The following is a 23,958-nucleotide window of genomic DNA, read 5'->3' as shown; positions in this document are numbered from 1 at the left end:
TATTTGAATTGAAAAGATATTATTTATCGTCAAATTCATTGTGCTGAGGAGCTGGGTGCTTGAAGCCTTTGGTTTTATAACCCAAGTACAAGATACCGCCAAATGCCCAGATCAGACCATATTTAAGCGAAGCTTCATCGACTTCTAACCACAATGCAAAGACTGAAATGAAGCCAAGTAAAGGAACCACGACAAAGTTCATGATCTCTTTGGCACTCTTGGTACGACCATCACGCAATGCATAACGTGAAATCACCGACAAGTTGACGAAACTGAATGCCGTTAAGGCACCAAAGCTGATCAATGACACCACAAAATCAAGATCCATAAAGCCAGCGGTTAAAGCCACTGCACCAGCGATCAGGATGTTGTATGAAGGTGTGTAGTTTTTCGGACTAATATGACCGAAGATCTTCTTGTTGATTACGCCATCACGACCCATCACGTACATCAGACGAGATACACCCGCATGTGCTGAAATACCAGAAGCCATGACTGTCACAATTGCGAAGTAAAGTACGACTGTTTTAAACGCCACGCCACCGACAGCTTGTAAAATATCAGGCTGTGTTGCAGCGATATCTTCAAAGTAAGTTTTTGGATCATTCGGGAAGAAGATCTGCATGAAGTAAGTACTGATGATGAAGATGATACCTGCCAATAATGCAGTCAAGAAAATCGCTTTAGGTAAGGTTTTTTCGGTATCTTTAGTTTCTTCAGCAAGAGAACTTAAGGAGTCAAAACCTGTGAATGAGAAGCACAGTAAGGTTGCACCGGTAATCAGGGCAGCAACAGAAGTAAACTCATTCCAGAATGGCTCTAAACTCCACAGTTGGTACTTTGCATCGACCAGTGTGCCGTCTGCATTTACGCCACCTTCCAGAAGTTGGTAAACCATCCAGGTGAAGTATGCAATGACGCCCAATTGTACGAATACAATCATACTGTTGAAGTTGGCAACAAATCTCGCACCACGAAGGTTAATCGCGGTCATAAAGGCGGTTAAACCAATGACCCAAACCCAATGGTTCATGTCTGGGAAAAGTGCTTCCAGATAAATCACCGCCAGGATGATATTGACCATTGGCGATAACAGGTAATCCAGCAAGGATGACCAACCCACCATGAAACCTACGTTCGGGTGGATGGATTTTTGCGCATAGGTATAGGCCGAACCCGAAGAAGGGTAGCGACGAATCATATGACCATAGCTCAAGGAGGTTAACAAAATTGCAATCAGTGCAAAAATGTAAGAGGTAGGAACGTGGAAGTTACTTTCTTCAGATACCAGACCAAATGTATCAAACAAGGTCATGGGTTGAATATAAGCTAAACCAATAATAATGATGTGCCAGAGTCCCAGCGTTTTTTGCAGTTTAGCTGCCGATTGAGTCCCAGAGATATTAGTCAACGGCGTTATCCTCTTAATCGTTGATCAAGGATCAGTCATATTTATAAGGATCGTTTGAGACGAACGATCCCCCCTACAGTTTTCTATAAAAGTCCGCCAATCTACTTGAAAAGAACGGCTTTTGCTAGCTATTTTTTTGACTTTTGTCCTGCATAAAATGTGCCATTCAAAAATAGAAATCGAATTTTTTCTTATGCAAGATAAAAGCCTGATGTTTAAAAAAACATCAGGCTGGAATTTCGGCTATATTGGCTTATTTTTCAGTAATTACCAAGCCTTTTTTAAGATAGATTTTAAATCTTCCAGGGTAGCTTCTTTCGGGTTATAAATGATGGAACCATCATTCAGGGCTTTCTCTGCCACTTCATCGAGCTGGGCTTCAGAAATCTTACCGGTTTCACGTAATGTGCGCGGTAATTTGGTGAGACTGTAAATCCGGTCACGCATGGTCAGAATCGTTGCAATAGTTTTGTCAGCACGTAGATGCGCCGGCGTTTGTGCATAAATATCGGCACCCGCCAAAGGCAGGAGCAGATCTGCGATTTTATCGCCATTGACCTCTTTGTTGTATTCCAGCACATAAGGCAGGAATAAGTTCATGCATAAACCATGCGGCAGGTGTACCACTGCACCCAATGAGTGCCCCAGTGAATGCACAATGCCAACCATCGAGTTGGAAAATGCAATTCCCGCCATGGTCGATGCCTGTGCCAGCTCCAGACGGCCTTGTGCATCGGAAGGGTTATCCAGCACATTAAATAGGTGGGTACTGATCTTTTTGACTGCGGCGGTGGCATAAGCATCCGAAATCGGATTGGCTGCCATGCAGGTATAAGCTTCGACCGCATGGGTCATAGCATCCATTGCGGTCATGGCGGTTAAATGTGGCGGCAAGGTCTGGGTCATGCGGGGATCCAGAATCGCAGCATGCGGCATCAGATAATAAGAGGCGAACGGCATTTTGACGTTCTTTTCAGTGTCCGACACGACAGCGACCATGGTCACTTCTGAACCTGTACCAGATGTGGTTGGAATCACAAAGAACGGTTTCAGCGGTTTAGGCAAGTTATGTGCACCCGAATATTTCAGCAGGTCATCACCGCCTTCCGATACCAGAATATTGGTTGCCTTAGAGGTATCAATGACTGAACCTCCGCCCACAGCAATGATCGCGTCGCAATGATTTTCGCGATACAGCTTTGCCGCACTGCGCACTGTACCCAAGCTAGAGTCGGGTGGGACGTCATCAAAAATCGCTACAATTGCAGCATCCGCTATTTCAAATGCAGCTTCAATCGGTGCCAGCAAATTGTTGGCACGGACGCCTTTGTCAGTAATGATGAGCGGACGTTTGGCCCCCAAAGTCGCAAGTTCAAACGGAATATGTTCTAACGCGGCATGACCGGCAATCACTTTGACCGGACAGAAAAATTCATAATAAGGTTTAGCCATGTTATACACTCCGTTTCAAATAGGATTGAGCGATTTTTAGATAAATACTGCTCGCTTCGCTTAGTTTTTCTTTTAGGCTCAGATTGATTGGATATTCTTTCACTGCCAGTTGTGCCACCATTTTCGGCAAAATCAGCGCTTCCATTTTATTCAGGCAGCGTACCAGACGAATGGCATTGGAAATGTCGCCATCAGCAATCATACGATCATTGGCAAAAGCTTGAGAGGTACTTTCCTGAAAAGAAAATACCAAAAAGGCATGGTGCAGATGTTTAAAGGTAATGATCAAATCAGGTGCTTTTTCCAGATTTTTGACCAGTTCCAGCTGTTTGTCCTCAGTGACCCGCGCCACAAAGGCCGGGCCATGCGGAAAGACTTTCATGGAAAGAGTAAAATTTTCTGGAAAATGGGCCACTTCCTGTTTGATTTCTTCATCCACCTGACTTGCCATGACCAGACCTCGGCCAATCACATCCATCATGAGTTTGACATAGGCAAGCTGCAAAGCGGGTTTTACGGATTTAGTCGCAATCACGTGATGATCCCTATCTCAATATTATTAGTTTAGAGTAAATACTCTAATTTATTTGGGGTTGAAATGCAAAGGCTTTATCTTTGCTCGACAGTTATTTGCTTAAAGTACCCGCTGTGGCGCAAAGTTTCAATAATTTCAGTGCACAACTGGCTAAACTGGGGTGGTTGTTCGATCAAGTCACTCATGCGTACCATTTCCAGTCCCGCATATCCACAAGGGTTAATGGTATTGAATCCGCTTAGGTCACAATCCAGATTTAGGGACAAACCATGGTAGCTTCGGCCTTTGCGAATTTTAAAACCGAGTGAGCCGATTTTGCGTTCAGCCACATAAACCCCCGGTGCATCCGGTTTGGCATAGGCATCAATGCCATATTTTTTTAGCAAATCAATCATCAGGTTTTCAGCATAAGACACCAGGGTGCGCACATTCCAGCCCAGACGATTCAAGTCAAACATGAAGTAAGCCACCAATTGACCGGGACCATGCCAGGTCACCTGACCACCACGATCGGTCTGAATCACCGGGATATTGCTCGGCATTAGAATATGTTCCGGTTTTCCTGCCTGACCTTGAGTCAGTACATCCTGATGTTGCAAAATCCACAATTGATCCGGGCTATGTTCATCACGGGTTTCCGTAAATGTTTTCATTTCCAGAAAACGATCTTCATAAGGTGTGAGGTCGTGATATTGACGAATGATCAGCTCGGGCTTTTGCAGCACATCAGTCACAGGAAGTGTCCTTGGTAATTATAAAAAACTGGTCATAATTATAATGATTTCGGCATGAAATAGGGGTGAGATCAGCAATATTTCATGGGTATCTTAGCGCTGTATAGGCATAAAAAAAACACGCCCGGAAGCGTGTCTTTTGCATTTTCGATTACAGTGCTGTTTTAATTAGCGGGCAAGCGGCCAAATCTGCATATACTGCATGAACCTGTTCCAGTTCCAAAAAGCGCAGTTGTGCGGTAATGGAATGGTATTTTCCAGTACGTGATGGCGTAATACTGACGCTATCACCTTCAAAATCTGGAAAATGTTTCAGAAAAATGTCGATGACAGCATGACGCAATTCATCGCCCGCAAGGCCAATCAGTTTAATCGGATAATCCATAGGGAAAACCCAAAGATGTTCTTGAAGTTCACGAGATGGTGTACGGTCTAACATGGTAGTCCCCCTGATTTGAAACGCCTGCAATCATGCAGGCGTTTGGGTTTGTCTTGGCTACTTAAATGGAGACTGATGATCAAATTTCAAGTCTCCAGAATAAGCATCAAATCTTAATCATTCTCAAGGAATGAACGTAAGTGTTCTGAACGCGATGGATGGCGAAGTTTACGCAGCGCTTTCGCTTCAATCTGACGAATACGTTCACGTGTTACGTCAAACTGTTTGCCCACTTCTTCCAAAGTATGGTCTGTCGGCATGTCGATACCAAAACGCATTTTCAGGACTTTGGCTTCACGTTCAGTCAGGTTTTCCAGAACTTCACGTGTCGCTTCTTTCAGGCCTTCAGACGTTGCCGCATCAATTGGTGAAGTGATGTTGCTGTCTTCAATGAAGTCACCCAGATGTGAATCTTCATCATCACCGATCGGTGTTTCCATCGAAATTGGTTCTTTGGCGATTTTCAGTACTTTACGTACTTTAACTTCGTCCATTTCCAGACGTTCGCCCAGTTCTTCAGGAGTCGGTTCACGACCCATTTCCTGTAGAAGCTGACGAGATACACGGTTGATCTTGTTGATCGTTTCAATCATGTGTACCGGAATACGAATGGTACGTGCCTGATCCGCGATCGAACGGGTAATCGCCTGACGAATCCACCAGGTCGCATAAGTCGAGAATTTATAACCACGACGGTATTCAAACTTGTCTACGGCTTTCATCAGACCGATGTTACCTTCCTGAATCAGATCCAGGAATTGCAAGCCACGGTTGGTATATTTCTTCGCAATCGAAATTACCAGACGCAAGTTCGCTTCAACCATTTCTTTCTTGGCACGACGTGCTTTGGCTTCACCGACGGCCATACGTTTGGCAATGTCTTTAATGCCTTTTACATCAAGGCCAAGCTCTTTCTCGATATCGGCAATTTTTTGCTGGAAGGCCAATACGTCTGGACGTACTTTTTCCAGATAAGCTTTCTGGTCTGCAGGTGTTTTTGCGATCTGCTCATCTAACCAGGCTGGATTCGATTCTTGGCCCGGGAAGCTGGTACGGAACTGGGTGCGATCCATACGGCCACGACGTACTGCATAACGCATCACTTCACGTTCTGCACCACGAATTTGATCATGGGTACCACGAATCATTTCAGAAATGATATCAAATAGACGCGGGGTAAATTTGAACATCATGAATACAGTTGCAAGTGCCTGCAAAGCTTCTTCAGCCTGTTTGCTGTCACGACCATGTTTTTCAATAGTTGCTTTGGTATTCAGCCACGCATTTTCCAGTTCAGTAAAACGCGCTTTAGCAATTTCAGGATCTGGACCAGAATCTGCTTCTGATTCATCATCAGAATCTGCTTCTTCTTCCTCTTCATCATCGTCCAGTTTTACATCTTTGGTCGATTTTTTCGAGTCAGTCTCATCTTCAGCCAGAACAACTTCTTCTAGAACTTCAGGAATTTCTTCATCTGATTCAGGATCTAAATAACCTGATAAAAGGTCAGCAAGACGGCGTTCGCCCGCCTCATAATCTTTGTATTCTTGCAGTACCACTTCTACCGCATTCGGCCAGTAAGCAATCGAGTGCAAAACATCACGAATACCTTCTTCGATGCGTTTTGCGATGCTGATTTCGCCTTCACGAGTCAGAAGTTCTACTGTACCCATCTCACGCATATACATACGTACAGGGTCAGTGGTACGACCTGGCTCGTTTTCTACCGAGGCAAGTACGGCTGCAGCTTCTTCTTCTGCAACTTCATCCGCCGCTTCTGCAGTATCTTCGAACATCGTATCATCAGATTCAGGCGCGCGATCATGTACCGGAATACCAACGTCATTCAGCATCTGAATGATGTCTTCAATCTGCTCGCTTTCTGTGATGGAGTCCGGCAGATGATCGTTAACCTCAGCGAAGGTTAAATAACCTTGTTCTTTGCCTCGGCTAATCAGAGCCGCTACTTGAGAAGTAGGGGAAGTCATATCGCTCATCTTTTGCTTACTCTTCGTTGAATCTGTGGCAGTAAAAAACCGTACAATGCTGCACGATTTAAGCTCGTTAAATTTAGTGAATAGCCTATATATTTCATCAGAGAACTCAGCATGAAAGCTGTCTGATAAAATATTTAAAATGAAATTCAGTAATTTAAGATGGGGGTGAATTTGTTGTTTTCAAGTTCATCCCATGCGTGTCTGTTTATGACTCAAAAAAGGAGAATCAAAAAACATAAGGACGCAGGGTGGATTATATCATGGCACACAATTGAGACAGAAAAAACCCCTAATTACAAATTAAAAATACGAAAATCCAAATAAAACTTGACTTGTTATTTTAGGCACGATAAATAGCGCTTAAATCCTTTTACATTTTTCACTCATGAGGAAGTTTTAGTGTCTTCTACAGATTTTGAACTAGATGATAACTTCGGTGAAGATGATGTTAATTTCGATGAGGCTTCTAGCAAGCTCAGTGCTAAAGAGTCGTTGGAAAAACGTCGTCTGATCGATGATCTACTGACCCAACGTCGTTTAGAGCGCGAACTCAAAGATTTTGACTATGACTTCGACGATGACGACGATTTTGATGACGAAGATTAACGAATTCGGATTTAGCATAGTCTGAATAAATGCTATGCTAAACCTTTCGGTTTTCTAAGTTTGGATGTTAGATGAGTGCTTTAGATTTAGACCTGTTGAGTGAATATCTAGATGGTGACCAAAATGAACATGGTCTAGATTTCGCGGCAACCCATGGTTTCTTATGTGCTATTGCAGTAGGCCCAAAATTCGACAAATGGTTAGACGAACTTTTTGATAGTAATCAAAAGAAAGTGCCTGCAGAAATCATCACTCAGGTGCAAGCATGGTTAGAGTCTATTCGTCAAAGCTTAGCCAATGAAGAAGGGATTACATTCCCGTTTGAAATTGAAGAAGCAGACACTGAATCAAGCCTGGGTGACTGGAGTGTGGGCTTTGTAGATGCCATGTTCCTGAACGAAGACGCTTGGTTTACTGAAGAATTTGAAGAGCAACTGGTGGATTTAACTCTGCCAATCATGGTCTTTAGTGGCATTGATGATGAAGATCCACAAATGGAAACTTTCCGTCGCAATGGTCAGTTAATGGATGAACTTGCAGAAGAAATTCCAGAAAACTTAAATGAATTGTATCTGATGTATCACACTCCAGAATAATTCATAAAAAAAGCACCGCAGGGTGCTTTTTTTAGCTTTGGCCTTTTTGCATCTTTGAGATCTACTCGACCCTATTTTCTTTCAAGCCTGTACGCTTCGCCAGACTATAGCGTGCATAAGCATTGTAGGCGATATGAAACAGTAAGGCATGTAAGGCAATACTTGCAGTCACCAGGAATGAATTTGTTCCTCTTCCTGTATAGGTGATGGTTCTATAAATCTCATCTGTCTGCGGGTTCATCCAGATGACCACTACTAAAAAGATAAACCCGAATGTCATAGCAATGATAGTAGAGCCCCAGACCAGTTTGCTTTTCTCTTGCTGAGTCGGCAAACGAAGTTCTTTCTTAACAAAGTATCGGGCACTGAGAAAGGCAGAAGCAATCAGGGCAGGAATCAGCAGAATGGCGCCCAGATTGAATACATAGATGAGTATGCCTACCAATAGAACCAAGGTCAGATAAACGGTGGCAAAATATTTTAGATAATGCGACATCGTTTTAATCTCCTTAAGGCATCTTCCCTCAGGATGGACGATTTTTACGCTGCTGTCTACGGTAGAAAATCCAGATAATAATTACCACAACAATGGCAATAATCACATAACTGACTTTACTGAAAATTTGCTGCATCAAATGCTGGTTTTCGCCAAAATAAAATCCGACACACGCCAAAAATGTGGTCCAGATGATGGTTCCAAGTGCGCTATAAAACATAAATTTCCAGAAGGGCATATGACTCATGCCAGCAGGAATGCTGATCAGCGAGCGAACCGCAGGAATCATGCGGCCAAAGAACACAATCCGGTGACCATAATGCTCAAACCAACTCAATGATTTTTTTACATCTTCTGATTTAATAAATAAATATTTGCCATAACGATCGACAAATTTAAAAATAGAATCACGGTTAAATTTATAGCCAATCCAGTACAGCAAGGCGGCTGCCAGCAGGGAGCCGATACAGCCGGACATGATTACCCCGACGAGTATTAACTCGCCCTGAGAGGCTGAATAGCCCGCGGAAGGCATAATAATTTCGGAAGGGATTGGCGGGAAGACATTATCCAGGAACATGAGCAGAGCAATGCCCCAGTAGCCCAGTTGCTCCATAACGGAAATAATCCATTCGGTCAGATTCATATGATTGGCAAAATAAAAAATACTGCCTGTATCCTAAGCAGTATTTTTTGTGCGGTAAAGTCTTGGAATATAAATGATCAGGCAGAATTAGCTATGCGTCAGGGTATAAATATAAACTTTACGTAAGAAATAGGCCAAGCAAATCGGCAAAATACTTAGCAGGATAAAATGCATGATGCTGGTATTGATATGGTAACCAATGAAAAGCGCCAAGATCGCGCCAATAACGGTTCCCAAGATAACGACGAACAGATGTGATTGCTGTTCAAGCTCTTCAGAAATTTGATGAAGCCGTTGCAACTTTATATTTTCTTTTGGTTGAAATTGAACCAGATTGTCTGAATCTCGAGTAAGTGAGCCTGCCATTTTATATTCCTTTTCACTTAAAAATTTCATTTAATAATGAAAGACTTAGCTTGTAAATCACCGTATCATTAGACTAACAATCTTGTTTGGAAAGAAATGAGGTTCTTGGTAAGGAATTGGTAAGAGTTTTATTGCTGTTGTGATTTTTATGTAAACAAAAAACCCTCCGAAGAGGGTTTTTATATATTTCATTACAAAAGGCCAAATTAGAGGCGTTTGCGTTTTGCTGCTAAAATTTGTGATTGACGCATACGGAAACCTTCTTTTTGTTTCTCCGAGGTTTTGTCAATACAGTACACACAAGAGACACCATGTTCATAACTTGGGAGGGTAACTTCTTCTGGAAGTAAAGGCCAGCCACACGCATGACACTTGGTATTTTGGCCTTCTTCAACACCGTGCGTTACGGCAGTACGACCATCAAACACGAAGCATTCACCTTCCCACATGCTTTCTTCAGCCGGGGTTTCTTCCAGGTATTTTAGAATGCCGCCTTTCAGGTGATACACTTCGGTAAAACCTTCTTGTAGAAGAAGTGAAGTGGATTTTTCACAACGAATACCGCCAGTACAGAACATGGCAATTTTCTTGTCTTTGTGCTGTTCCAGATTATTTTTCACGTATTCAGGGAATTCGCGGAAGCTTTCAGTTTTCGGATCAATCGCGCCTTTGAACGTACCTGCTTTGTATTCGTAATCGTTACGGGTATCAACCAGAATCACGTCATCACGTGCAATCAGTTCGTTCCATTCTTTTGGATCAAGATAGTGACCGACTAAATCACGCGGTTTCACTTCCACGCCTAAAGTCACGATTTCTTTTTTTAATTTAATTTTCATTTTACGGAATGGTTTTTCAGAACTGTCAGATTCTTTGTATTCCATTTCGTTAAAACCTTCATTCAGAAGGAACTGGTGCATTTGATCAATCGATGCACGGTCGCCTGCAACCGTACCGTTAATGCCTTCACCTGCCACAATTAGAGTACCGCAAAGGTTGATGGATTTTACCAGGTCCAGAAGACGTTGCTGAAGATCGGCAGGATCTTGAACTTCTTTGAATTGATAAAGTGCGGCAACAACCCAACCAGTCGTCGCTTGCTGTTCTACAGGTGCAAGCTGTTCTACAGTAGCGTTCATGGAATACTCCAACGTAGCATGATAATTTGAAAGGCGCATATTTTAGCTTGATTCGAGTGAATAAGCGAGTAAAACGCAAGTCTTTTAACAGGCTTCAATTCATGGGAGAGAGCGTGTATAGTCATGCCCGGCCCAGGATTTTGTGCAGTGATGCAGATACTGAAAGTTGCAGTATCTTTGGAGTGTGTTTTGAGTTCAGATCGTCGTATTGCGTCTTTAACCCCATGTGCAGGGCGTTGCTCGACCGTATTTGGTGATGCGGTATGTCGTGGTTGTCGCCGTTTTAATCATGAAGTGATTCACTGGAATACGTATAGTGCTGAGCAGCATCGAGCTGTGTGGCAGCGACTAGATGCACAGCTGGATCAGATTCTGGTGCCATTGTTACCGCATGCCGATCTTGTCAAAGTGCAGGCCTTTGTGCTGTCGAAACGGGTGCGCTTGCGTGATGATGCTTCCAAAGGGCGCAAGCTGTATCATGCTTTAAAGCTGTGTGAAAAAAATCGGCATTTTACCGACGATAGTGGTTTAGGCATCCATTATAAGCAGGTGCGTCCGCTCTGGGACGAGTTTGAGCGCCGGATCTTGGCCTTGGCCACCGCTAGCTATGATCTGGCTTTTCTGCGGGCAGATGGCATCAGTCAGCATCTGATTCATATACAAGAGGAGGATTAAGTCCTCTTTTTTATACACAAAAACAACAATAGCTGAGGGAATAGCATGAATATTAGTGAATATTTCTTATATTGTCTGGCTGTTGTGGTGATGATCGCTACACCTGGCCCAGTGATGTTGCTGGTGGCCAGTGCCGGTTTAAAAGGTGGTTATGCGGCGGCTTTAAGAACCATTTTTGGTACCAATTTCGCCTCTCTGGTGTTAATTGCCTTATCGGTATTGAGTCTAAAAGGTTTGTTGGTCATTAATGCGCAATGGCTGGATGCGATCAAGCTGCTGGGCTGTTTATATATTGGCTATCTGGGCTGGCAGATTTTCCGTGAAGTTATTTTTAAGCAGCAGGAGCAAGCTCAGGAGAATCTAGTTCCTGTGCATGGTGGTTTTCGACAAGGTTTTTTGGTTGGTATTTCTAATCCGAAGGACATTATTTTCTTTGCGGCTTTTTTCCCGCAGTTTATCGGGATTACTCCTGATCTTGATTTAAGTTTAATCATTTTGACTTTGAGCTGGATCATCCTGGATTTTTTGACTTTGTCTGTGGTGTATTTAGGTTTTAACCGCTTATCCCATTCTCGGCTCTATCCACATTTGCTGGCATTGTGCGGCATGATTTTGTTTATCATTGCCATTTATGGGATTTATCAAATCCTGATTTAAAAATGTACAGCGTACTTGGACTGTTCCTGCCTAGCATATCCTGCAAAAATCATGCTAAGGTGAAATCAAATAAAAATTGAACAGATTAGCATGTCCAGAACAGTACCATCGCCAGATCGTCCATTTTCCCCGCTGTTATTTATTCAACCTGCTGTGATTCAAATTCTTCAAATCATTGGGCTGGCGCTGATCGCTGTCAGTATCGTGTATCTGCTGGCAGCAAACTGGTGGATGTTGCCCAAATTTGTCCAGCTGTTTATTCCTCAAATTTTATTGCTGGGTTCAGCATTGCTGAGTGTGCGTTTCACTGCGCGGGAAAAGTTAAGACAAAGTCTGGATACTGTATCGGGTCTAATGCTGGGCTTAAGTCTGGCCGTGATTGGACAGATTTATCAGACTGGTGCTGACAGTTATCAGTTATTTCTGCTTTGGGCTTTGCTGTTGCTGCCTTGGCTGTATCGGCCGAATATTGGGATCTTTGCATTATTTTGTGTGGTCAGCCAGTTAGCACTCTATTTTTATTTTAAACAAAGCTTTTGGCTGGTGCGTGCTGAAACTCTTTATCTGCTCAGTCTGAATCTTTTGACTGGGCTAAGTATGATCTATGCCTTACGTTATTATCCGGTTTTGCGCTATCTGTTTATCGCCGTCGTGGTGCTCATTTCGGTAGTGAGTATGTTCCGGTTTGTCGACTCGGATTCGATCTGGTATTTGGCTTCGGTGCTGGTTCTGCCTATTTTATTCAGTGCTTATTTCTATACCCGAAAGCAACAGCTTGAAACCAGCTTACTGGTTGCTGGCCTGGCACTGAGTTTTAGTATTCTGATTTTTGATCTCACTGAGCAATATTTACAGGATTCTGCCGCCGGCTTATTGGTATTGGCTTTGTTGATATTCAGTTGGTTTGCAGCTATTACAGGTTTGCTGATCAAGCTGTTGCCCAAGAGCCGATTTTCGGTCATTCCATTGGCTCTGGGCGCATGGATTGCTGGTGTGATCTTGGCCATGCTGTTGCTGACCTATTGGGGAAATTTTTCGATTCTGATGGGAGTCATTTTTATCGCAGTCGCCTGGTGGTTGATTCGTAGCAAGCCCTCAGTTTTTCTGCGGCAATTGGCTTATTGTTTGTGGGTGTGCGGTCAGGCCGCGGTATTGATTCATACCCAATTACTCACAGAGAGCCTATTACTGATTTGGCTGATACAAGTCGGCATTACGCTGCTGACTATCATGAGTCGTATGCATTGGCTGGTGGTGCTGTTGCAGTTGTTACTTGCACATATACTGGGAATTGCAGTTCTGGTCGACCAACATGCATTTTTTCAGGATCAGCGCCTGCTGACGTGGATCATGCTGCTGAATTACAGCATTCTGACAGGAGCTTTGCTTACTGCGAGATACTGGCTCGCTTCAGCTTATGCCAAAAGCATGAATTTATGGATGATTAGTATTTTGGTGGTGACGGCTATTTTTCAATGTTTACTGCAATTTGGTGTGGCTCAGCAATTGCAGCCACGCGGTATAGATGAAGCCATTATTTTCTATATTTTGCCAGCTTTCTGGCTATTGAGTTTTGTCGGGATTCATCTCAAGCAATTTTCACGAATTCAACTCTGGCTCATTCCTGCTGCGGGAATTCTGCTGATTGCATTGGGTTACTTTGAAATTTTTATCATTTTAGTGTTTATGGCTTGGGCCATGGTGAATCAACAACGATTGATGCAAGCCTTGACCATTTTGCTACTGATCTTCTGGTTATGGCTGCTGTATTACAATCTGGGACTAAGTTTTTTATTTAAAAGTGTCAGTATTTTTGCCTCAGGTGTGCTGGTGTTGCTTTTGGCTTATGTGTTGAGTTCACCGAAGTTCCAGCTGAAAGCAGGAGTGGTCTCATGATGAAAAAGTTTATGGCACTGCATCTTAGTATTTTTAGTATTGCTTTATTCGTAGGTTTAATTGTCCAGCATGAATGGCATCTGGCCAAAAGCGACAGTATCTTTGTCGAGTTGGCACCAGTCGATCCGCGTTCGATCCTGCAAGGGGATTATATGGTACTGAACTATGATCTGCATTTTAGCGCAGTGGCAGCGGGGAATGGTTCCGAACAGCCTGTTTCTGACATAAAGATTGAAGATTTTAAAAATCAATCACATGTAATGAGTTATGTGCAGCTGGATCAGCAGCGCAGAGTTATTAAAACCAGTTTTGATCGAAGTGCACTCAATCAATCGGAACGTTCAGCCCGATTAATGCTGAAAAACCCACGCAATACTTTTGAGGCTTTGTATCCTGCTGCCAACAGTTTCATGTTCGCCGAGGGGCTGGAGCCGTGTTATCGTAACGCCAAATTTGTAGAGCTGAAAGTGAAGGAAAATGGTGAGGCCTTGTTATTTGATTTGCTGGATCAACAATTGAAACCTTTAAACTGTGAAAGCTCTAAAAGCTGGCGAGAGGGCAGTTAAATAGGTCAATATTCGGGTATTAAAAAAGCCCGCGATGTGCGAGCTTTTCGGTATCTGGTCTGATCAGCTTATGCGACTTGTACCGGAATACAGTTGGCAGTGTGGCTGACTGTATTGTTTGGGTTAGCATAAACCAAGCGAGGCTGATGGGCATTCGCTTCAGCTTCAGTGAAATCGCCAAAGGTTGCAATAATCACGATATCGCCTACATCGGCCTGATGCGCAGCGCCACCATTGACTGAGATGATGCCTGAATTGTCTTCGCCACGAATTGCATAAGTTGCAAAACGTTTACCATTGGTCACGTTCCACACATGAATTTCTTCGTATTCACGAATGCCAGCCAAATCCATCAAAACGCCATCAATTGCACATGAACCTTCATAGTGTAGTTCTGCATGTGTAACGTGAGCGCGGTGAATTTTGCATTTTAATAAACGAGATAGCATGGCTAGCGTCCCCTGAGTTGACCTAAGAGTTTGATCATTTGGTTAAATCAATCTTGCTTGCTGTATGGTGAACAATCGAGCAAACGCATTTTGCGCTTAAATAAACTTTCTGGCAAGCGGAATTGTCCAGCAATTTTTGAATGTTTAGTTCGGCTTATATGCGTTGATTTGATTCATGGCTTGCTGTACTTCACCGTTCACCAGCATTTTTGTGCGGGCGAGGGCATGGGAAATCGCATCATCCATTAAGTTCTGTTCGCTGCTAGGTGCTTTACTGAGCACATGACCGGAAACACGGTCTTTGGCACCAGGATGACCAATTCCAATACGCAGGCGATGGAAGTTTGAACCAATATGCGGAACGATATCGCGTAGACCATTATGACCACCGTGACCACCGCCAGTTTTCAGGCGAATGACACCAGGATTCATGTCTAGTTCATCATGGGCAATCAGGATCGATTCAGGTGCGATATTGTAGAATTTGGCGAAAGGAACAACACTTTTACCGGAAAGGTTCATAAAGGTTGTCGGTAGAAGAAGACGGACGTCTTGACCTTCGATATTGCCACGACCGCTAAATCCATTGAATTTTGGGTCTTTTTTGAGGGTAATGCCATATTGGTCTGCGAGGCGTTCTACAAACCAGAAGCCTGCATTATGGCGGGTTTGGGCATACTCAGAACCTGGGTTACCCAAACCAACAATCAGTGAAATATTTGACACTAATTACACCATTAACACTTATGCGCGTTTGAAGTCAGCGTGCATTGGTGTGTTTTTAGCTGGGTGACGTTGTAACGCTTGGATTTTCACGCTTTCAACTTTACCGTCTACATCAATTTCGATAACTTCTTCAAAGAATGAATTGTTTTCTAAGAATTTAACAAGCTGACGAAGCTCAACAGTAATTGCTACAGGAGCAGCTTCACCACCGTAGATGATTGCAGGAACTTTAGCTTGAAGACGAAGGCGGCGGCTCGCACCTTTCCCTTGAACTGCTTCTTCACGTGCTGCTGCGTTTAATACGAAGTTTGCCATGATAGACATCCTATTTAAGTTAAATGAACCAGACTTGCGACCAGTCTGGTGAGTAAAAGCCCTACCAAATGGCAGGGCTTTGGAAATTCAGCGCTCTATTATAGATAAGAATCGAACATTGCGCTAATAGATTCTTCGTTGTTAATACGACGAATCGTTTCGGCAACCATGCTGGCTACTGAAACCTGGCGAATCTTGCCCAGAGCTAAAGCTTCATCAGAAAGAGGAATGGTATCAGTCACAACCAGTTCATCAATCACAGAATTCTTTAAGTTTTCAAGTGCTTTACCAGAAAGTACTGGATGCGTTGCATACGCAACAACCTTGCGAGCACCGAAAGTTTTCAATGCATCAGCAGCTTTGCATAACGTACCAGCAGTATCTACCATGTCATCAACGATGACACAATCACGATCTTTTACATCGCCAATCAAATGCATCACTTGTGATTCATTCGCTTTTTGACGACGCTTATCGATGATTGCAAGATCGATATCGCCCATTTGTTTTGCAACAGCACGTGCACGCACGACACCGCCAACGTCAGGTGAAACCACCATCAGGTTATGATGCGATTGTTGACGCAAGTCAGCAAGTAGCGCTGGTGTACCGTAGATGTTGTCTACAGGAATATCAAAGAAACCTTGAATCTGGTCAGCGTGCAAGTCGATCATTACAACACGGTCAACGCCTACAGTAGTGAGCATGTCTGCTACAACTTTTGCAGTAATTGGAACACGTGCTGAACGTGGACGACGGTCTTGACGAGCATAACCAAAATAAGGAATCACGGCAGTAATACGACCCGCACTTGCACGACGCAAAGCATCAGCCATCACCAAGATTTCCATCAGGTTATCATTAGTTGGGGCACAAGTAGGTTGTACGATAAATACGTCTTTACCACGAACGTTTTCAGTAATCTCGACAGCAATTTCACCGTCAGAGAACTGACCTACAGAGGCAGCGCCTAGAGGAATATGTAAGTGACTTACGACTTTTTGAGCGAATTGTGGATGCGCAGATCCACTAAAAACGACAAGATTGGGCATGAAGCACCCTTGGCGGTTGGGATATATGGGAATAGATGGCAGGGGTAGCTGGATTCGAACCAACGGATGCCGAGATCAAAACCCGGTGCCTTACCACTTGGCGATACCCCTAATGCGGCAGAACTTTAATATTTTTGCGGTAAAGTGTCAAGGTAAATTAACAGTCTTACAGCAAATGAGTGTTCTGTCTTTTTTCGAGAAAATGGCAGGGGCGGCTGGATTCGAACCAACGGATGCCGAGATCAAAACCCGGTGCCTTACCACTTGGCGACGCCCCTAATTTGATGACTGTAAGATGGCAGGGGTAGCTGGATTCGAACCAACGGATGCCGAGATCAAAACCCGGTGCCTTACCACTTGGCGATACCCCTAATACAGTACATCTACAGGTGAAAAATGGCAGGGGTAGCTGGATTCGAACCAACGGATGCCGAGATCAAAACCCGGTGCCTTACCACTTGGCGATACCCCTATCTACACTTTAAACTGAACTAAAGGTGATTCTTGTAAACTGTTGACCAGGTAAGCTTTACATGGTGCATTTGCAAGAATATCTTCGATATTCAGATTTTCAGTGACTTCAATAAACACACAAGCACCTGTACCTGTAAGCTTTGCTTTTCCGAACTGGTCGAGATATTGCATTGCTTCATCGACTTCGAGATATAAGCTTCTTGCCAGTGGCTCAAAGTTATTTCCAAAATCAGATGGCGTTTCCTGATAGGCGCAAAATTTAGTGCTCTTCGTCTCTCTTGTCAATGCTTTTTGCGAAAAAAGCAGTTGAGTGCTGATAAAACAATCAGGTTTTAACACAATGAATTTTTTTTGATCTAAGTCTATGAATGTTAAGTGTTCACCAATGCCTTCAGCCCAGGCATTTTTACCATGCACAAATATCGGCACATCTGCACCCAGTTTAACCCCGAGATCTGCCAGTTGCTCAACATTTAAACCGCACTGCCAGAGCTGGTTTATCACAATCAGGGTCGTCGCGGCATTGGAAGAGCCACCGCCAAGACCTGCACCCATCGGGATATTTTTTTCCAGACGAATTTTTAGTCCGCACGGCGTTTGGGCATAAGGCTTCAACAACTGTATCGCCCGATAGATTAGATTCTGTTGCAGATCGACGGAGGCCAGACCTTCAATCTGAACCGCATCATCGGCGCTTGGTTCAAACTCCAGCCAGTCATACAGGTCAATCAGCTGAAAAATACTTTGCAGCTCATGATAGCCATTTTCACGGCGACCGGTGATATGTAAAAACAAATTCAGTTTAGCAGGCGAAGGAACACGAATTATCATGGGCTGGAATCAGGTCAATTAACGGTTTTCAATGATCATTGTAATACGGTTTTCCACGCCATTTCCAAGTGACTGCTTTAAAATCAAGCGGTTTGGCATTTTGGCCTGCGCATTATAATTGAGATCGACCGTCCAGCCCTGTTCGATAATCTGGCTGATTCGCTGCGCATCGTCTTTTTGTAATTTGGCAGCCGTGGTGGCAGGGCTGGCTTGTACCCAATCGACTAAATAACTGATCGGCGCTTGCCAGCCTGTTGCGCGTTGCAGTAATTCCTCGGCACTGGCTGCCTGAATCACACCGGTTTTTGCGCTGTTTAAAGTCACTTGTCCCGGTGTGCCAGAAATCTGGGTTTTACCGACGCCTAAGATACCGCTGAGTTCAATATCGAATTCTTCCTGCTGTTGTACCCAAGTAAAGAATGCGCTGCCAGTCTGTTGAGGGGTGCGAACGCCAATTTTACCTTGCAGCTGAAATTGATTCTCTGCCTGTACAGACGGGGTGGCAGGCGCTTGTGGCTTGATCATCTGCTGACATCCAGTTAAAAATAAAGCAGTGGCTGCAAAGGCACAGCAGCCCAATTGGCTCAAATTGCGCATAAATTAATTAACTCGTTTTGGTTTGTGGTGCTAACAATAGCGAATTAAGTTGTTTCAATTCTGGGTCATTTGGATGGTTTTGTTGTAATTGTTGTAACACTTGGTGGAAGTGTTGTAGATCACCTTTCATGTACAAGGAACGGGCATAACGTACCCCAATCTTCACATTCGGATTCAATTGATAGGCTTTGTATAATACGTCCGCAGCCGTGGCAAAGTCATTCTGTAAATAACAGATATAACCATAGGTATCCAGAATGGATGCCTGTTCCGGTGCATATTCCAGTGCCTGTTCAACATAATGGCGTGCTTCTTCCAGACGGCGATTCTGCATTGCCAGGGTATAGGCATAGGCATTCAGATAGGTTGGACTGTTTGGTTCAATTTTGAGTAAAGTGCTGAGTAATTCATCCAGCTTATTACGATCCTGATGCGGATCCAGCAACAGGACTTGTGCATAGACCAGTTCTGGATCATCTGGCAGGTTTTTGCTGGCTTCTTCCAGCAGGCGAATAGCGGCTTTTTTATTCTGCATACGCGTCAAGATATCCGCCTGAGCCAGATACAAAAAGCTGGCATGTTGTGGATAATTGACCCGTTCCTGAGTCAGGAAACGCAGTGCATCATGCAGTTTATCCTGCTGGGCAAAAATCGAAATCATGTTACGGCGCGAGACCGTGTACAGACTGCCATCGACCAGACGATAATAGGCTTTCGCCGTTTCATAATGCTGTTTGCGTTCTGCATTGACCGCCAGATAATAATAGGCTTCGTTCTGATATTGTGCAGAATAACGCAGTTCGACCAGATATTTTTCGGCTTTCTCGTATTCTTCCAAGTCAATACTGGTCAGTCCGGCAATAAACAGGGCTTCTTCGGCAGTCGGCCATTTTTTTAGAATGTCTTGCAGTTTTTTCAGCGCCAAAGTCGCTTCGTTCAGCTTGACCAGATATTTGACTTCCGCCAGACGTACATCCAGATTATTGCGGTGTTTACGGCTGGATTTTTCATACCATTGCAGTGTCGCCTGAGTATCGCCGAGTGCATTGAGCAGATTGGCTTTCATCAAAATATAGCCGGTCGCATTCGGACGTTTTTTTAAGGCGCGGTTAACTGTATTTAGAGCCTGTTCGAGCTGACCATTTTGTGCTTCCAGACCGGCTACCAGCACCAGAATAGACGGATTGTCCTTGGCTTTGGTAGTGCTTAAAGCCTGAATCAGATAAGTACGATCCTCGGTGCCTTCCGGTGAAATTCCGGCAAGAATTTCTTCCAGATCGGCACTGTCATCAATTTGCAGGATTTTTTCTAAGGTCTCAGCAGCCAGCTCATATTCATGCGCTTTAAGGGCAATATGTGATAAATAAAATAAAGCAGGGACGTCTTGTGGCTCTTGTACCACCCAGTGCGTGGAGATATCTAGTGCTGCCTGCAGGTCATCATGTTCCAGCGCGACATTCAGTGCACGCTGCTTGACTGAAGTGGAATTGCTCTTGATTGCCAGCACCGTATAGTTGTGCAAAGCAGTCGGAATGTCATGTGCAGCGATGGCAAACTCAGCCATCATACTTTGTTTTATCGCATCATAATTTTGATTTGCATGGTAAACTGCTTCCGCTGCATAGAGATGTGCAGTCGAAGCCATGCTACCCACCAGTAGGAATGTGGTAGAATATTGCTTAATTGTAGGGCCGTTGATACGGCTAATTGTTTGACGCAATTTTTTATTGATCCAAGTAATGCTTTTTATGACACCGATGTTGCACAATAGCATAAATTTAGTGAAATGATGACCTGATATGTCTTTCTTTGCATTGGGTGTCAACCATCAAACTGCCTCTGTAGAACTGCGCGAACAAGTGGCGTTTAACCCTGAAAAGTTAAGTGCCATTCTTGCCGAGCAAAGCCAACACCCTGAACTGAACGACATGGTGGTGGTGTCTACATGTAACCGGACCGAAGTTTACGCCATGTCTGACAATGCTGACATGGTGCTGAACTGGCTCGCCCAGAAAAATGGGGTGGATGTCAAACAACTGCAACATCATGTCTATCGTTATGAAAATGCTCAAGCGGTGACGCATCTGATGCGTGTTGCCAGTGGTCTGGATTCACTGATGCTAGGTGAACCACAAATTCTGGGGCAGGTCAAAACCGCACTTTCTCTGGCCAAAGACTCTCATACCGTTTCGCAAAACCTGAACCGCATTTTTGAATATGCTTTTTATGCCGCTAAACGTGTGCGTTCGGAAACGGCTGTCGGTAGTCATGCGGTCTCGATGGGCTATGCGGTAGCACAACTTGCCTTGCAAGTGTTTAGTCACCCGGACAAGCTGACCATTATGGTGGTGGCAGCTGGAGAGATGAACAGTCTGGTGGCCAAACACCTCGCAGAGATGGGGGTGGGCAAGATTATTATCTGTAACCGTACCCGCGAGCGTGCGGATATTCTGGCACAGGAAATTGCACATCGAGTTGAAGTCGAAATTATAGATTTTGATCAGCTTGCAGAAAATCTGCATCGTGCCGATGTCATTTCCAGTTGTACCGGCAGTTTGCATCAGGTGATTCACTATCCTGATATCAAGGCAGCATTAAAGAAACGCCGTTACCAGCAGATGCTGCTGGTCGATCTGGCAGTGCCACGCGATATTGATGCCAAAGTAGAAAGCCTGGACGGGGTTTATCTGTATGGGGTCGATGACCTGCAAAGCGTGATTGAGGAAAATCTGGCACAGCGCCGTCAAGCGGCTGTTGAGGCTGAGATCATGGTCAATCAGCTGGCTACAGAACTGATGACCCAGCAAAAGGTCAAACAGGCCGGGGCGACCATTCATGCCTATCGTGACCACGGGGAAACATTACGTCAGGAAGAATTGTCACTGGCAATGCAGCGTATTGCCAAGGGCGAAAAGGCGGAAACGGTACTGGCCGAGTTTTCACATCGTTTAACCCAAAAACTGTTGCATCCAACTTCTATTGTGCTGCGTGAGGCGGCCAAAGCGGAAGATCCTACCTATTTTGAGCTGTTACAGGAAGAACTGGGCAATGTAGTCGCGAAGCGTCGTAAATCCAGGCATTCGTTTTAATCAGCATGATGAGAAGCTTGGTTCTGTGCTGATTGGTACTTCAAGATAAAAACCCAGCCTGATTATTTGAGAAAATTATAAATAATAATGTGAGCTAGCACCGACTTACTTTGATTCAAAAGAATCAATAATTTGAAAAATCAGTCTTCTAACAGGGTCATCGAGCGTTTGCGATCAATCTCATAAATCTGCATTTTCAGGTTTTTCATTTCAGCAATGCTGCTAAATTTCTTGGACTTAATCTTGTTTTTTAAACACTGATATTGCAGTTTGGTTGAAAAATCAGCCGCGAGCTTATCGGCCTGTTCCGGCGATGAGGTGTAATCGCTGACATTGGCATGCTGCAAAATATTCTGCAGTTCATGATGATGGGCTGCGCAGGCACCGAGCACATAATAGATCGACAGTTCAGGAACATCCGGCAAGTCATCAAAAATCACATTCAGAATATTCAAAATCTTAAACAGCAACTGATCTTCCGCTACTAGCGCGCGCAGCGGTTCAAAATGAATATACAGATAAGGATGATTCATCAAGATCGCAATCACATATTCTTCAGCATCAATTTTGGTGCTAAAGCTTAAGGAGGCATCTGTATTGACCTTAGGTTGCCATTTACGGTTAAAGCCCAGTTTTTCACGGAAAAATTGCTGCAGCAGATAACGGAAGGAACCGTGTTTGGGCAGTAACTCGGTCAGATTTTTTAGTTCACCCATAACCTGACTCTTGCCTTCTGGGGTGGTGATATCCTGATTTTGGGTCAGATGGGCAAACACGAAGTCCGACATCAACGGTGCCTGATCCAGCAAGCGTCTGAAGTTTTCTATCCCTTCACGGCGGATCAATGAATCTGGGTCATGGTCAGCGGGCAAAACAAAGAACTTCAGCTCTCGGCCATCATTCAGCAGGGGCAGGGCAATGTCCAAGGTACGGCGCGCTGCTTTTTGACCGGCAGCATCCCCATCAAAGGCAATGGTCAGCCGGTTGCTCTGCTTGAACAGAATATTCAGGTGGTCGGTATTACTCGCTGTGCCTAAAGTCGCCACTGCGCCATGAATGCCATATTGCTGAAGCGCAATCACATCCATATAGCCTTCGACCATCAGCCATTCTTGGGCTTTCTGTTTGCGGCCCTCATAGAGGCCGTACAGCAACTGGTTTTTATGGAAGACTTCAGAATCTGGCGAGTTGATGTATTTCGGCTTGATCTCGTCATTCAGGGCACGGCCGCCAAAGCCGACCACACGGCCCTTGGTATCACGGATCGGGAAAATGACTCGTTCACGCAGCAGGTCAAAATCACGGCCACTGTCGCTGGTGCGAATCAGACCTAAAAGTTTTAAGCCCTCAATATCCTGAGGAAAGGCTTTTTCCAGATGTTGCCAGTCTTCAGGCGCATAGCCTAAGCGCCAATAGGCAATGGTCTCTGCAGTCAGACCACGCTGCTTGAAGTATTGCTGGGCACTCGGGCTATTTGGGAGTTGGCGCTCATAGAACTGCGCGATATTTTCCAGCAGATCGTAGAGATTACCGTCTTGCTGAAATTCTGCCATCGGCAGGTGTTCAAAAGAAGCAAAAGGGTCACCATAAAAATCCTGTTCGGATGCCTGAAACTCTGCAAATGGGTCAAAACTCGCCGTAGATGCAGCATTATTATTTTCTGTTGGGGCGTTATTTTGTTGTGGCTGAGCTTGTGGTACCGCTTGAGCAGGCGCAATTTTAGGTTTGGCTGCTTCACGTTTATATTTTAATTTATTGGAATCGGTATTGTCTTTAGGTAGTTCGATGCCGGTCTGACTGGACAGGTCTTTCATCACTTCGACGAAATTACGGCTGCCAATATCCATTAAAAAACGGATGGCATTGCCGTTGGCCTGACAGCCAAAACAGTGAAAATACTGTTTGTCACGATAGACGTGAAAAGACGGTGATTTTTCCTGATGAAAAGGGCAGCAGCCTGAATAGGTACGGCCTGTTTTTTTCAGTTTTACGAATTGACCAATCACATCGACAATATCGGTGCGATCGAGAATCTGATCAATCGTATGTTGAGGAATGGCCATGGTCTGCTGAGCTTCTCGTGCTGGAATCTAAGGTCTAAATCACTGAAAAAATGAAAATAGTCTAGTGGACATTGAATATTTCAAGTTCCTTTGTATACCTTTTGCACGTTTTGTTCAAGCCTGGGCAAGACAACGCAAAAGGGCAGGTATG

General features: G+C 44.3%; 25 protein-coding genes and 4 tRNA genes. 7 read left to right on the top strand and 22 right to left on the bottom strand.

Annotation, left to right across the window (positions count from 1 at the left end; translation table 11 throughout):
• Positions 1–19: 19 nt before the first annotated feature.
• The 6 genes from F894_RS11470 to rpoD form a co-directional block, all read right to left on the bottom strand.
• On the bottom strand, positions 20–1,411 hold the full coding sequence (locus tag F894_RS11470) for an APC family permease (protein ID WP_004280630.1): 1,392 nt from the start codon (positions 1,409–1,411) through the stop codon (positions 20–22).
• 267 nt (positions 1,412–1,678) lie between these two features.
• Positions 1,679–2,863 (bottom strand): iron-containing alcohol dehydrogenase, encoded by a 1,185-nt coding sequence (locus tag F894_RS11465; protein ID WP_005247773.1) that lies wholly within the window; start codon positions 2,861–2,863, stop codon positions 1,679–1,681.
• Between the two features lies 1 nt (position 2,864).
• Positions 2,865–3,398 carry a hypothetical protein gene (locus F894_RS11460; RefSeq protein WP_005247771.1) on the bottom strand — a complete coding sequence of 178 codons (534 nt, stop codon included), beginning with the start codon at positions 3,396–3,398 and terminating at the stop codon, positions 2,865–2,867.
• A 74-nt stretch (positions 3,399–3,472) separates the two neighbouring features.
• Positions 3,473–4,132, bottom strand: a complete 660-nt coding sequence (gene lipB / locus F894_RS11455; RefSeq protein WP_005247769.1) for a lipoyl(octanoyl) transferase LipB — start codon at positions 4,130–4,132, stop codon at positions 3,473–3,475.
• Between the two features lie 151 nt (positions 4,133–4,283).
• Complete coding sequence (locus tag F894_RS11450) at positions 4,284–4,571, bottom strand: YbeD family protein (RefSeq protein ID WP_004280625.1); 288 nt, start codon at positions 4,569–4,571, stop codon at positions 4,284–4,286.
• Between the two features lie 113 nt (positions 4,572–4,684).
• Entirely contained in the window at positions 4,685–6,616 is a 1,932-nt protein-coding gene (rpoD, locus tag F894_RS11445) for an RNA polymerase sigma factor RpoD (protein WP_228128822.1), read from the bottom strand.
• A 351-nt stretch (positions 6,617–6,967) separates the two neighbouring features.
• Between rpoD and F894_RS11440 the strand changes: the two genes are divergently transcribed.
• On the top strand, positions 6,968–7,174 hold the full coding sequence (locus F894_RS11440) for a PA3496 family putative envelope integrity protein (RefSeq protein WP_004280622.1): 207 nt from the start codon (positions 6,968–6,970) through the stop codon (positions 7,172–7,174).
• A 71-nt stretch (positions 7,175–7,245) separates the two neighbouring features.
• The gene (locus F894_RS11435) at positions 7,246–7,770 is read left to right on the top strand and encodes a YecA/YgfB family protein (protein ID WP_004280621.1); all 525 of its coding nucleotides are present in this window, start codon (positions 7,246–7,248) and stop codon (positions 7,768–7,770) included.
• Between the two features lie 61 nt (positions 7,771–7,831).
• On the opposite strand, the gene F894_RS11430 is transcribed toward F894_RS11435, so the two are convergent.
• The 4 genes from F894_RS11430 to F894_RS11415 all read right to left on the bottom strand — a co-directional run bounded on the left by F894_RS11430 (position 7,832) and on the right by F894_RS11415 (position 10,417).
• Entirely contained in the window at positions 7,832–8,266 is a 435-nt protein-coding gene (locus F894_RS11430) for an ABZJ_00895 family protein (protein WP_005247764.1), read from the bottom strand.
• Between the two features lie 28 nt (positions 8,267–8,294).
• Positions 8,295–8,912, bottom strand: a complete 618-nt coding sequence (locus F894_RS11425) for a DedA family protein (RefSeq protein WP_004645790.1) — start codon at positions 8,910–8,912, stop codon at positions 8,295–8,297.
• 87 nt (positions 8,913–8,999) lie between these two features.
• Positions 9,000–9,278: an FUSC family protein gene (locus F894_RS11420; protein ID WP_005247762.1), complete on the bottom strand. Its 279-nt coding sequence runs from the start codon at positions 9,276–9,278 to the stop codon at positions 9,000–9,002.
• Between the two features lie 206 nt (positions 9,279–9,484).
• Complete coding sequence (locus tag F894_RS11415; RefSeq protein WP_005247760.1) at positions 9,485–10,417, bottom strand: oxygen-dependent tRNA uridine(34) hydroxylase TrhO; 933 nt, start codon at positions 10,415–10,417, stop codon at positions 9,485–9,487.
• A 189-nt stretch (positions 10,418–10,606) separates the two neighbouring features.
• Here F894_RS11415 and F894_RS11410 point away from each other — a divergent pair, with 189 nt between their 5' ends.
• The 4 genes from F894_RS11410 to F894_RS11395 all read left to right on the top strand — a co-directional run bounded on the left by F894_RS11410 (position 10,607) and on the right by F894_RS11395 (position 14,211).
• Entirely contained in the window at positions 10,607–11,092 is a 486-nt protein-coding gene (locus tag F894_RS11410; RefSeq protein WP_005252584.1) for a DUF1289 domain-containing protein, read from the top strand.
• Positions 11,093–11,137: 45 nt separating this feature from the next.
• Entirely contained in the window at positions 11,138–11,749 is a 612-nt protein-coding gene (locus F894_RS11405; RefSeq protein WP_005247758.1) for a LysE family translocator, read from the top strand.
• Between the two features lie 90 nt (positions 11,750–11,839).
• Complete coding sequence (locus F894_RS11400) at positions 11,840–13,645, top strand: DUF2157 domain-containing protein (protein WP_005247756.1); 1,806 nt, start codon at positions 11,840–11,842, stop codon at positions 13,643–13,645.
• Positions 13,645–14,211, top strand: coding sequence for a GDYXXLXY domain-containing protein (locus F894_RS11395; RefSeq protein WP_034438495.1), 567 nt, complete (start codon positions 13,645–13,647; stop codon positions 14,209–14,211). Before F894_RS11400 ends, F894_RS11395 begins: the two co-directional genes overlap by 1 nt.
• A gap of 68 nt (positions 14,212–14,279) precedes the next feature.
• Here F894_RS11395 and panD read toward each other — a convergent pair whose 3' ends face one another.
• The 11 genes from panD to F894_RS11340 all read right to left on the bottom strand — a co-directional run bounded on the left by panD (position 14,280) and on the right by F894_RS11340 (position 20,375).
• The gene (gene panD / locus F894_RS11390; protein WP_004280606.1) at positions 14,280–14,660 is read right to left on the bottom strand and encodes an aspartate 1-decarboxylase; all 381 of its coding nucleotides are present in this window, start codon (positions 14,658–14,660) and stop codon (positions 14,280–14,282) included.
• Between the two features lie 144 nt (positions 14,661–14,804).
• The gene (pth, locus tag F894_RS11385) at positions 14,805–15,386 is read right to left on the bottom strand and encodes an aminoacyl-tRNA hydrolase (RefSeq protein WP_004645783.1); all 582 of its coding nucleotides are present in this window, start codon (positions 15,384–15,386) and stop codon (positions 14,805–14,807) included.
• A gap of 18 nt (positions 15,387–15,404) precedes the next feature.
• The gene (rplY, locus tag F894_RS11380) at positions 15,405–15,701 is read right to left on the bottom strand and encodes a 50S ribosomal protein L25 (RefSeq protein ID WP_004645781.1); all 297 of its coding nucleotides are present in this window, start codon (positions 15,699–15,701) and stop codon (positions 15,405–15,407) included.
• A 98-nt stretch (positions 15,702–15,799) separates the two neighbouring features.
• Positions 15,800–16,753: a ribose-phosphate pyrophosphokinase gene (locus tag F894_RS11375; protein ID WP_005103975.1), complete on the bottom strand. Its 954-nt coding sequence runs from the start codon at positions 16,751–16,753 to the stop codon at positions 15,800–15,802.
• A gap of 36 nt (positions 16,754–16,789) precedes the next feature.
• A tRNA-Gln gene (locus F894_RS11370) sits at positions 16,790–16,864 on the bottom strand.
• A 92-nt stretch (positions 16,865–16,956) separates the two neighbouring features.
• A tRNA-Gln gene (locus tag F894_RS11365) sits at positions 16,957–17,031 on the bottom strand.
• A gap of 18 nt (positions 17,032–17,049) precedes the next feature.
• Positions 17,050–17,124: transfer RNA gene (locus tag F894_RS11360), tRNA-Gln, on the bottom strand.
• 26 nt (positions 17,125–17,150) lie between these two features.
• A tRNA-Gln gene (locus tag F894_RS11355) sits at positions 17,151–17,225 on the bottom strand.
• Positions 17,226–17,227: 2 nt separating this feature from the next.
• On the bottom strand, positions 17,228–18,055 hold the full coding sequence (gene ispE, locus F894_RS11350; RefSeq protein ID WP_171065041.1) for a 4-(cytidine 5'-diphospho)-2-C-methyl-D-erythritol kinase: 828 nt from the start codon (positions 18,053–18,055) through the stop codon (positions 17,228–17,230).
• A 21-nt stretch (positions 18,056–18,076) separates the two neighbouring features.
• On the bottom strand, positions 18,077–18,655 hold the full coding sequence (gene lolB, locus F894_RS11345) for a lipoprotein insertase outer membrane protein LolB (RefSeq protein ID WP_005247750.1): 579 nt from the start codon (positions 18,653–18,655) through the stop codon (positions 18,077–18,079).
• A 7-nt stretch (positions 18,656–18,662) separates the two neighbouring features.
• Positions 18,663–20,375 (bottom strand): tetratricopeptide repeat protein, encoded by a 1,713-nt coding sequence (locus F894_RS11340; RefSeq protein ID WP_034438493.1) that lies wholly within the window; start codon positions 20,373–20,375, stop codon positions 18,663–18,665.
• Positions 20,376–20,454: 79 nt separating this feature from the next.
• Here F894_RS11340 and hemA point away from each other — a divergent pair, with 79 nt between their 5' ends.
• On the top strand, positions 20,455–21,744 hold the full coding sequence (gene hemA / locus F894_RS11335) for a glutamyl-tRNA reductase (protein WP_005247745.1): 1,290 nt from the start codon (positions 20,455–20,457) through the stop codon (positions 21,742–21,744).
• A gap of 140 nt (positions 21,745–21,884) precedes the next feature.
• Here the strand turns inward: hemA and F894_RS11330 are convergent, their stop codons facing one another.
• Positions 21,885–23,807, bottom strand: a complete 1,923-nt coding sequence (locus tag F894_RS11330) for a DNA primase (RefSeq protein WP_005247743.1) — start codon at positions 23,805–23,807, stop codon at positions 21,885–21,887.
• Positions 23,808–23,958 lie beyond the last annotated feature (151 nt).

The organism is Acinetobacter sp. CIP 51.11, from assembly GCF_000369665.1.
Lineage (GTDB): Bacteria > Pseudomonadota > Gammaproteobacteria > Pseudomonadales > Moraxellaceae > Acinetobacter > Acinetobacter lwoffii_S.
Note: the sequence above shows the minus strand (reverse complement) of the source record. Positions and strands in the feature narration are given on the sequence as shown.

Bases quoted from the DNA above. Each gene is read 5' to 3' on its own strand.
- F894_RS11465 (WP_005247773.1), bottom strand. From the start codon at position 2,863: ATGGCTAAACCTTATTATGAATTTTTCTGTCCGGTCAAAGTGATTGCC.
- F894_RS11450 (WP_004280625.1), bottom strand. From the start codon at position 4,571: ATGTTAGACCGTACACCATCTCGTGAACTTCAAGAACATCTTTGGGTT.
- F894_RS11435 (WP_004280621.1), top strand. From the start codon at position 7,246: ATGAGTGCTTTAGATTTAGACCTGTTGAGTGAATATCTAGATGGTGAC.
- F894_RS11430 (WP_005247764.1), bottom strand. From the start codon at position 8,266: ATGTCGCATTATCTAAAATATTTTGCCACCGTTTATCTGACCTTGGTT.
- F894_RS11425 (WP_004645790.1), bottom strand. From the start codon at position 8,912: ATGAATCTGACCGAATGGATTATTTCCGTTATGGAGCAACTGGGCTAC.
- F894_RS11420 (WP_005247762.1), bottom strand. From the start codon at position 9,278: ATGGCAGGCTCACTTACTCGAGATTCAGACAATCTGGTTCAATTTCAA.
- F894_RS11415 (WP_005247760.1), bottom strand. From the start codon at position 10,417: ATGAACGCTACTGTAGAACAGCTTGCACCTGTAGAACAGCAAGCGACG.
- F894_RS11405 (WP_005247758.1), top strand. From the start codon at position 11,138: ATGAATATTAGTGAATATTTCTTATATTGTCTGGCTGTTGTGGTGATG.
- F894_RS11400 (WP_005247756.1), top strand. From the start codon at position 11,840: ATGTCCAGAACAGTACCATCGCCAGATCGTCCATTTTCCCCGCTGTTA.
- F894_RS11395 (WP_034438495.1), top strand. From the start codon at position 13,645: ATGAAAAAGTTTATGGCACTGCATCTTAGTATTTTTAGTATTGCTTTA.
- panD (WP_004280606.1), bottom strand. From the start codon at position 14,660: ATGCTATCTCGTTTATTAAAATGCAAAATTCACCGCGCTCACGTTACA.
- rplY (WP_004645781.1), bottom strand. From the start codon at position 15,701: ATGGCAAACTTCGTATTAAACGCAGCAGCACGTGAAGAAGCAGTTCAA.
- F894_RS11375 (WP_005103975.1), bottom strand. From the start codon at position 16,753: ATGCCCAATCTTGTCGTTTTTAGTGGATCTGCGCATCCACAATTCGCT.
- lolB (WP_005247750.1), bottom strand. From the start codon at position 18,655: ATGCGCAATTTGAGCCAATTGGGCTGCTGTGCCTTTGCAGCCACTGCT.
- hemA (WP_005247745.1), top strand. From the start codon at position 20,455: ATGTCTTTCTTTGCATTGGGTGTCAACCATCAAACTGCCTCTGTAGAA.
- F894_RS11330 (WP_005247743.1), bottom strand. From the start codon at position 23,807: ATGGCCATTCCTCAACATACGATTGATCAGATTCTCGATCGCACCGAT.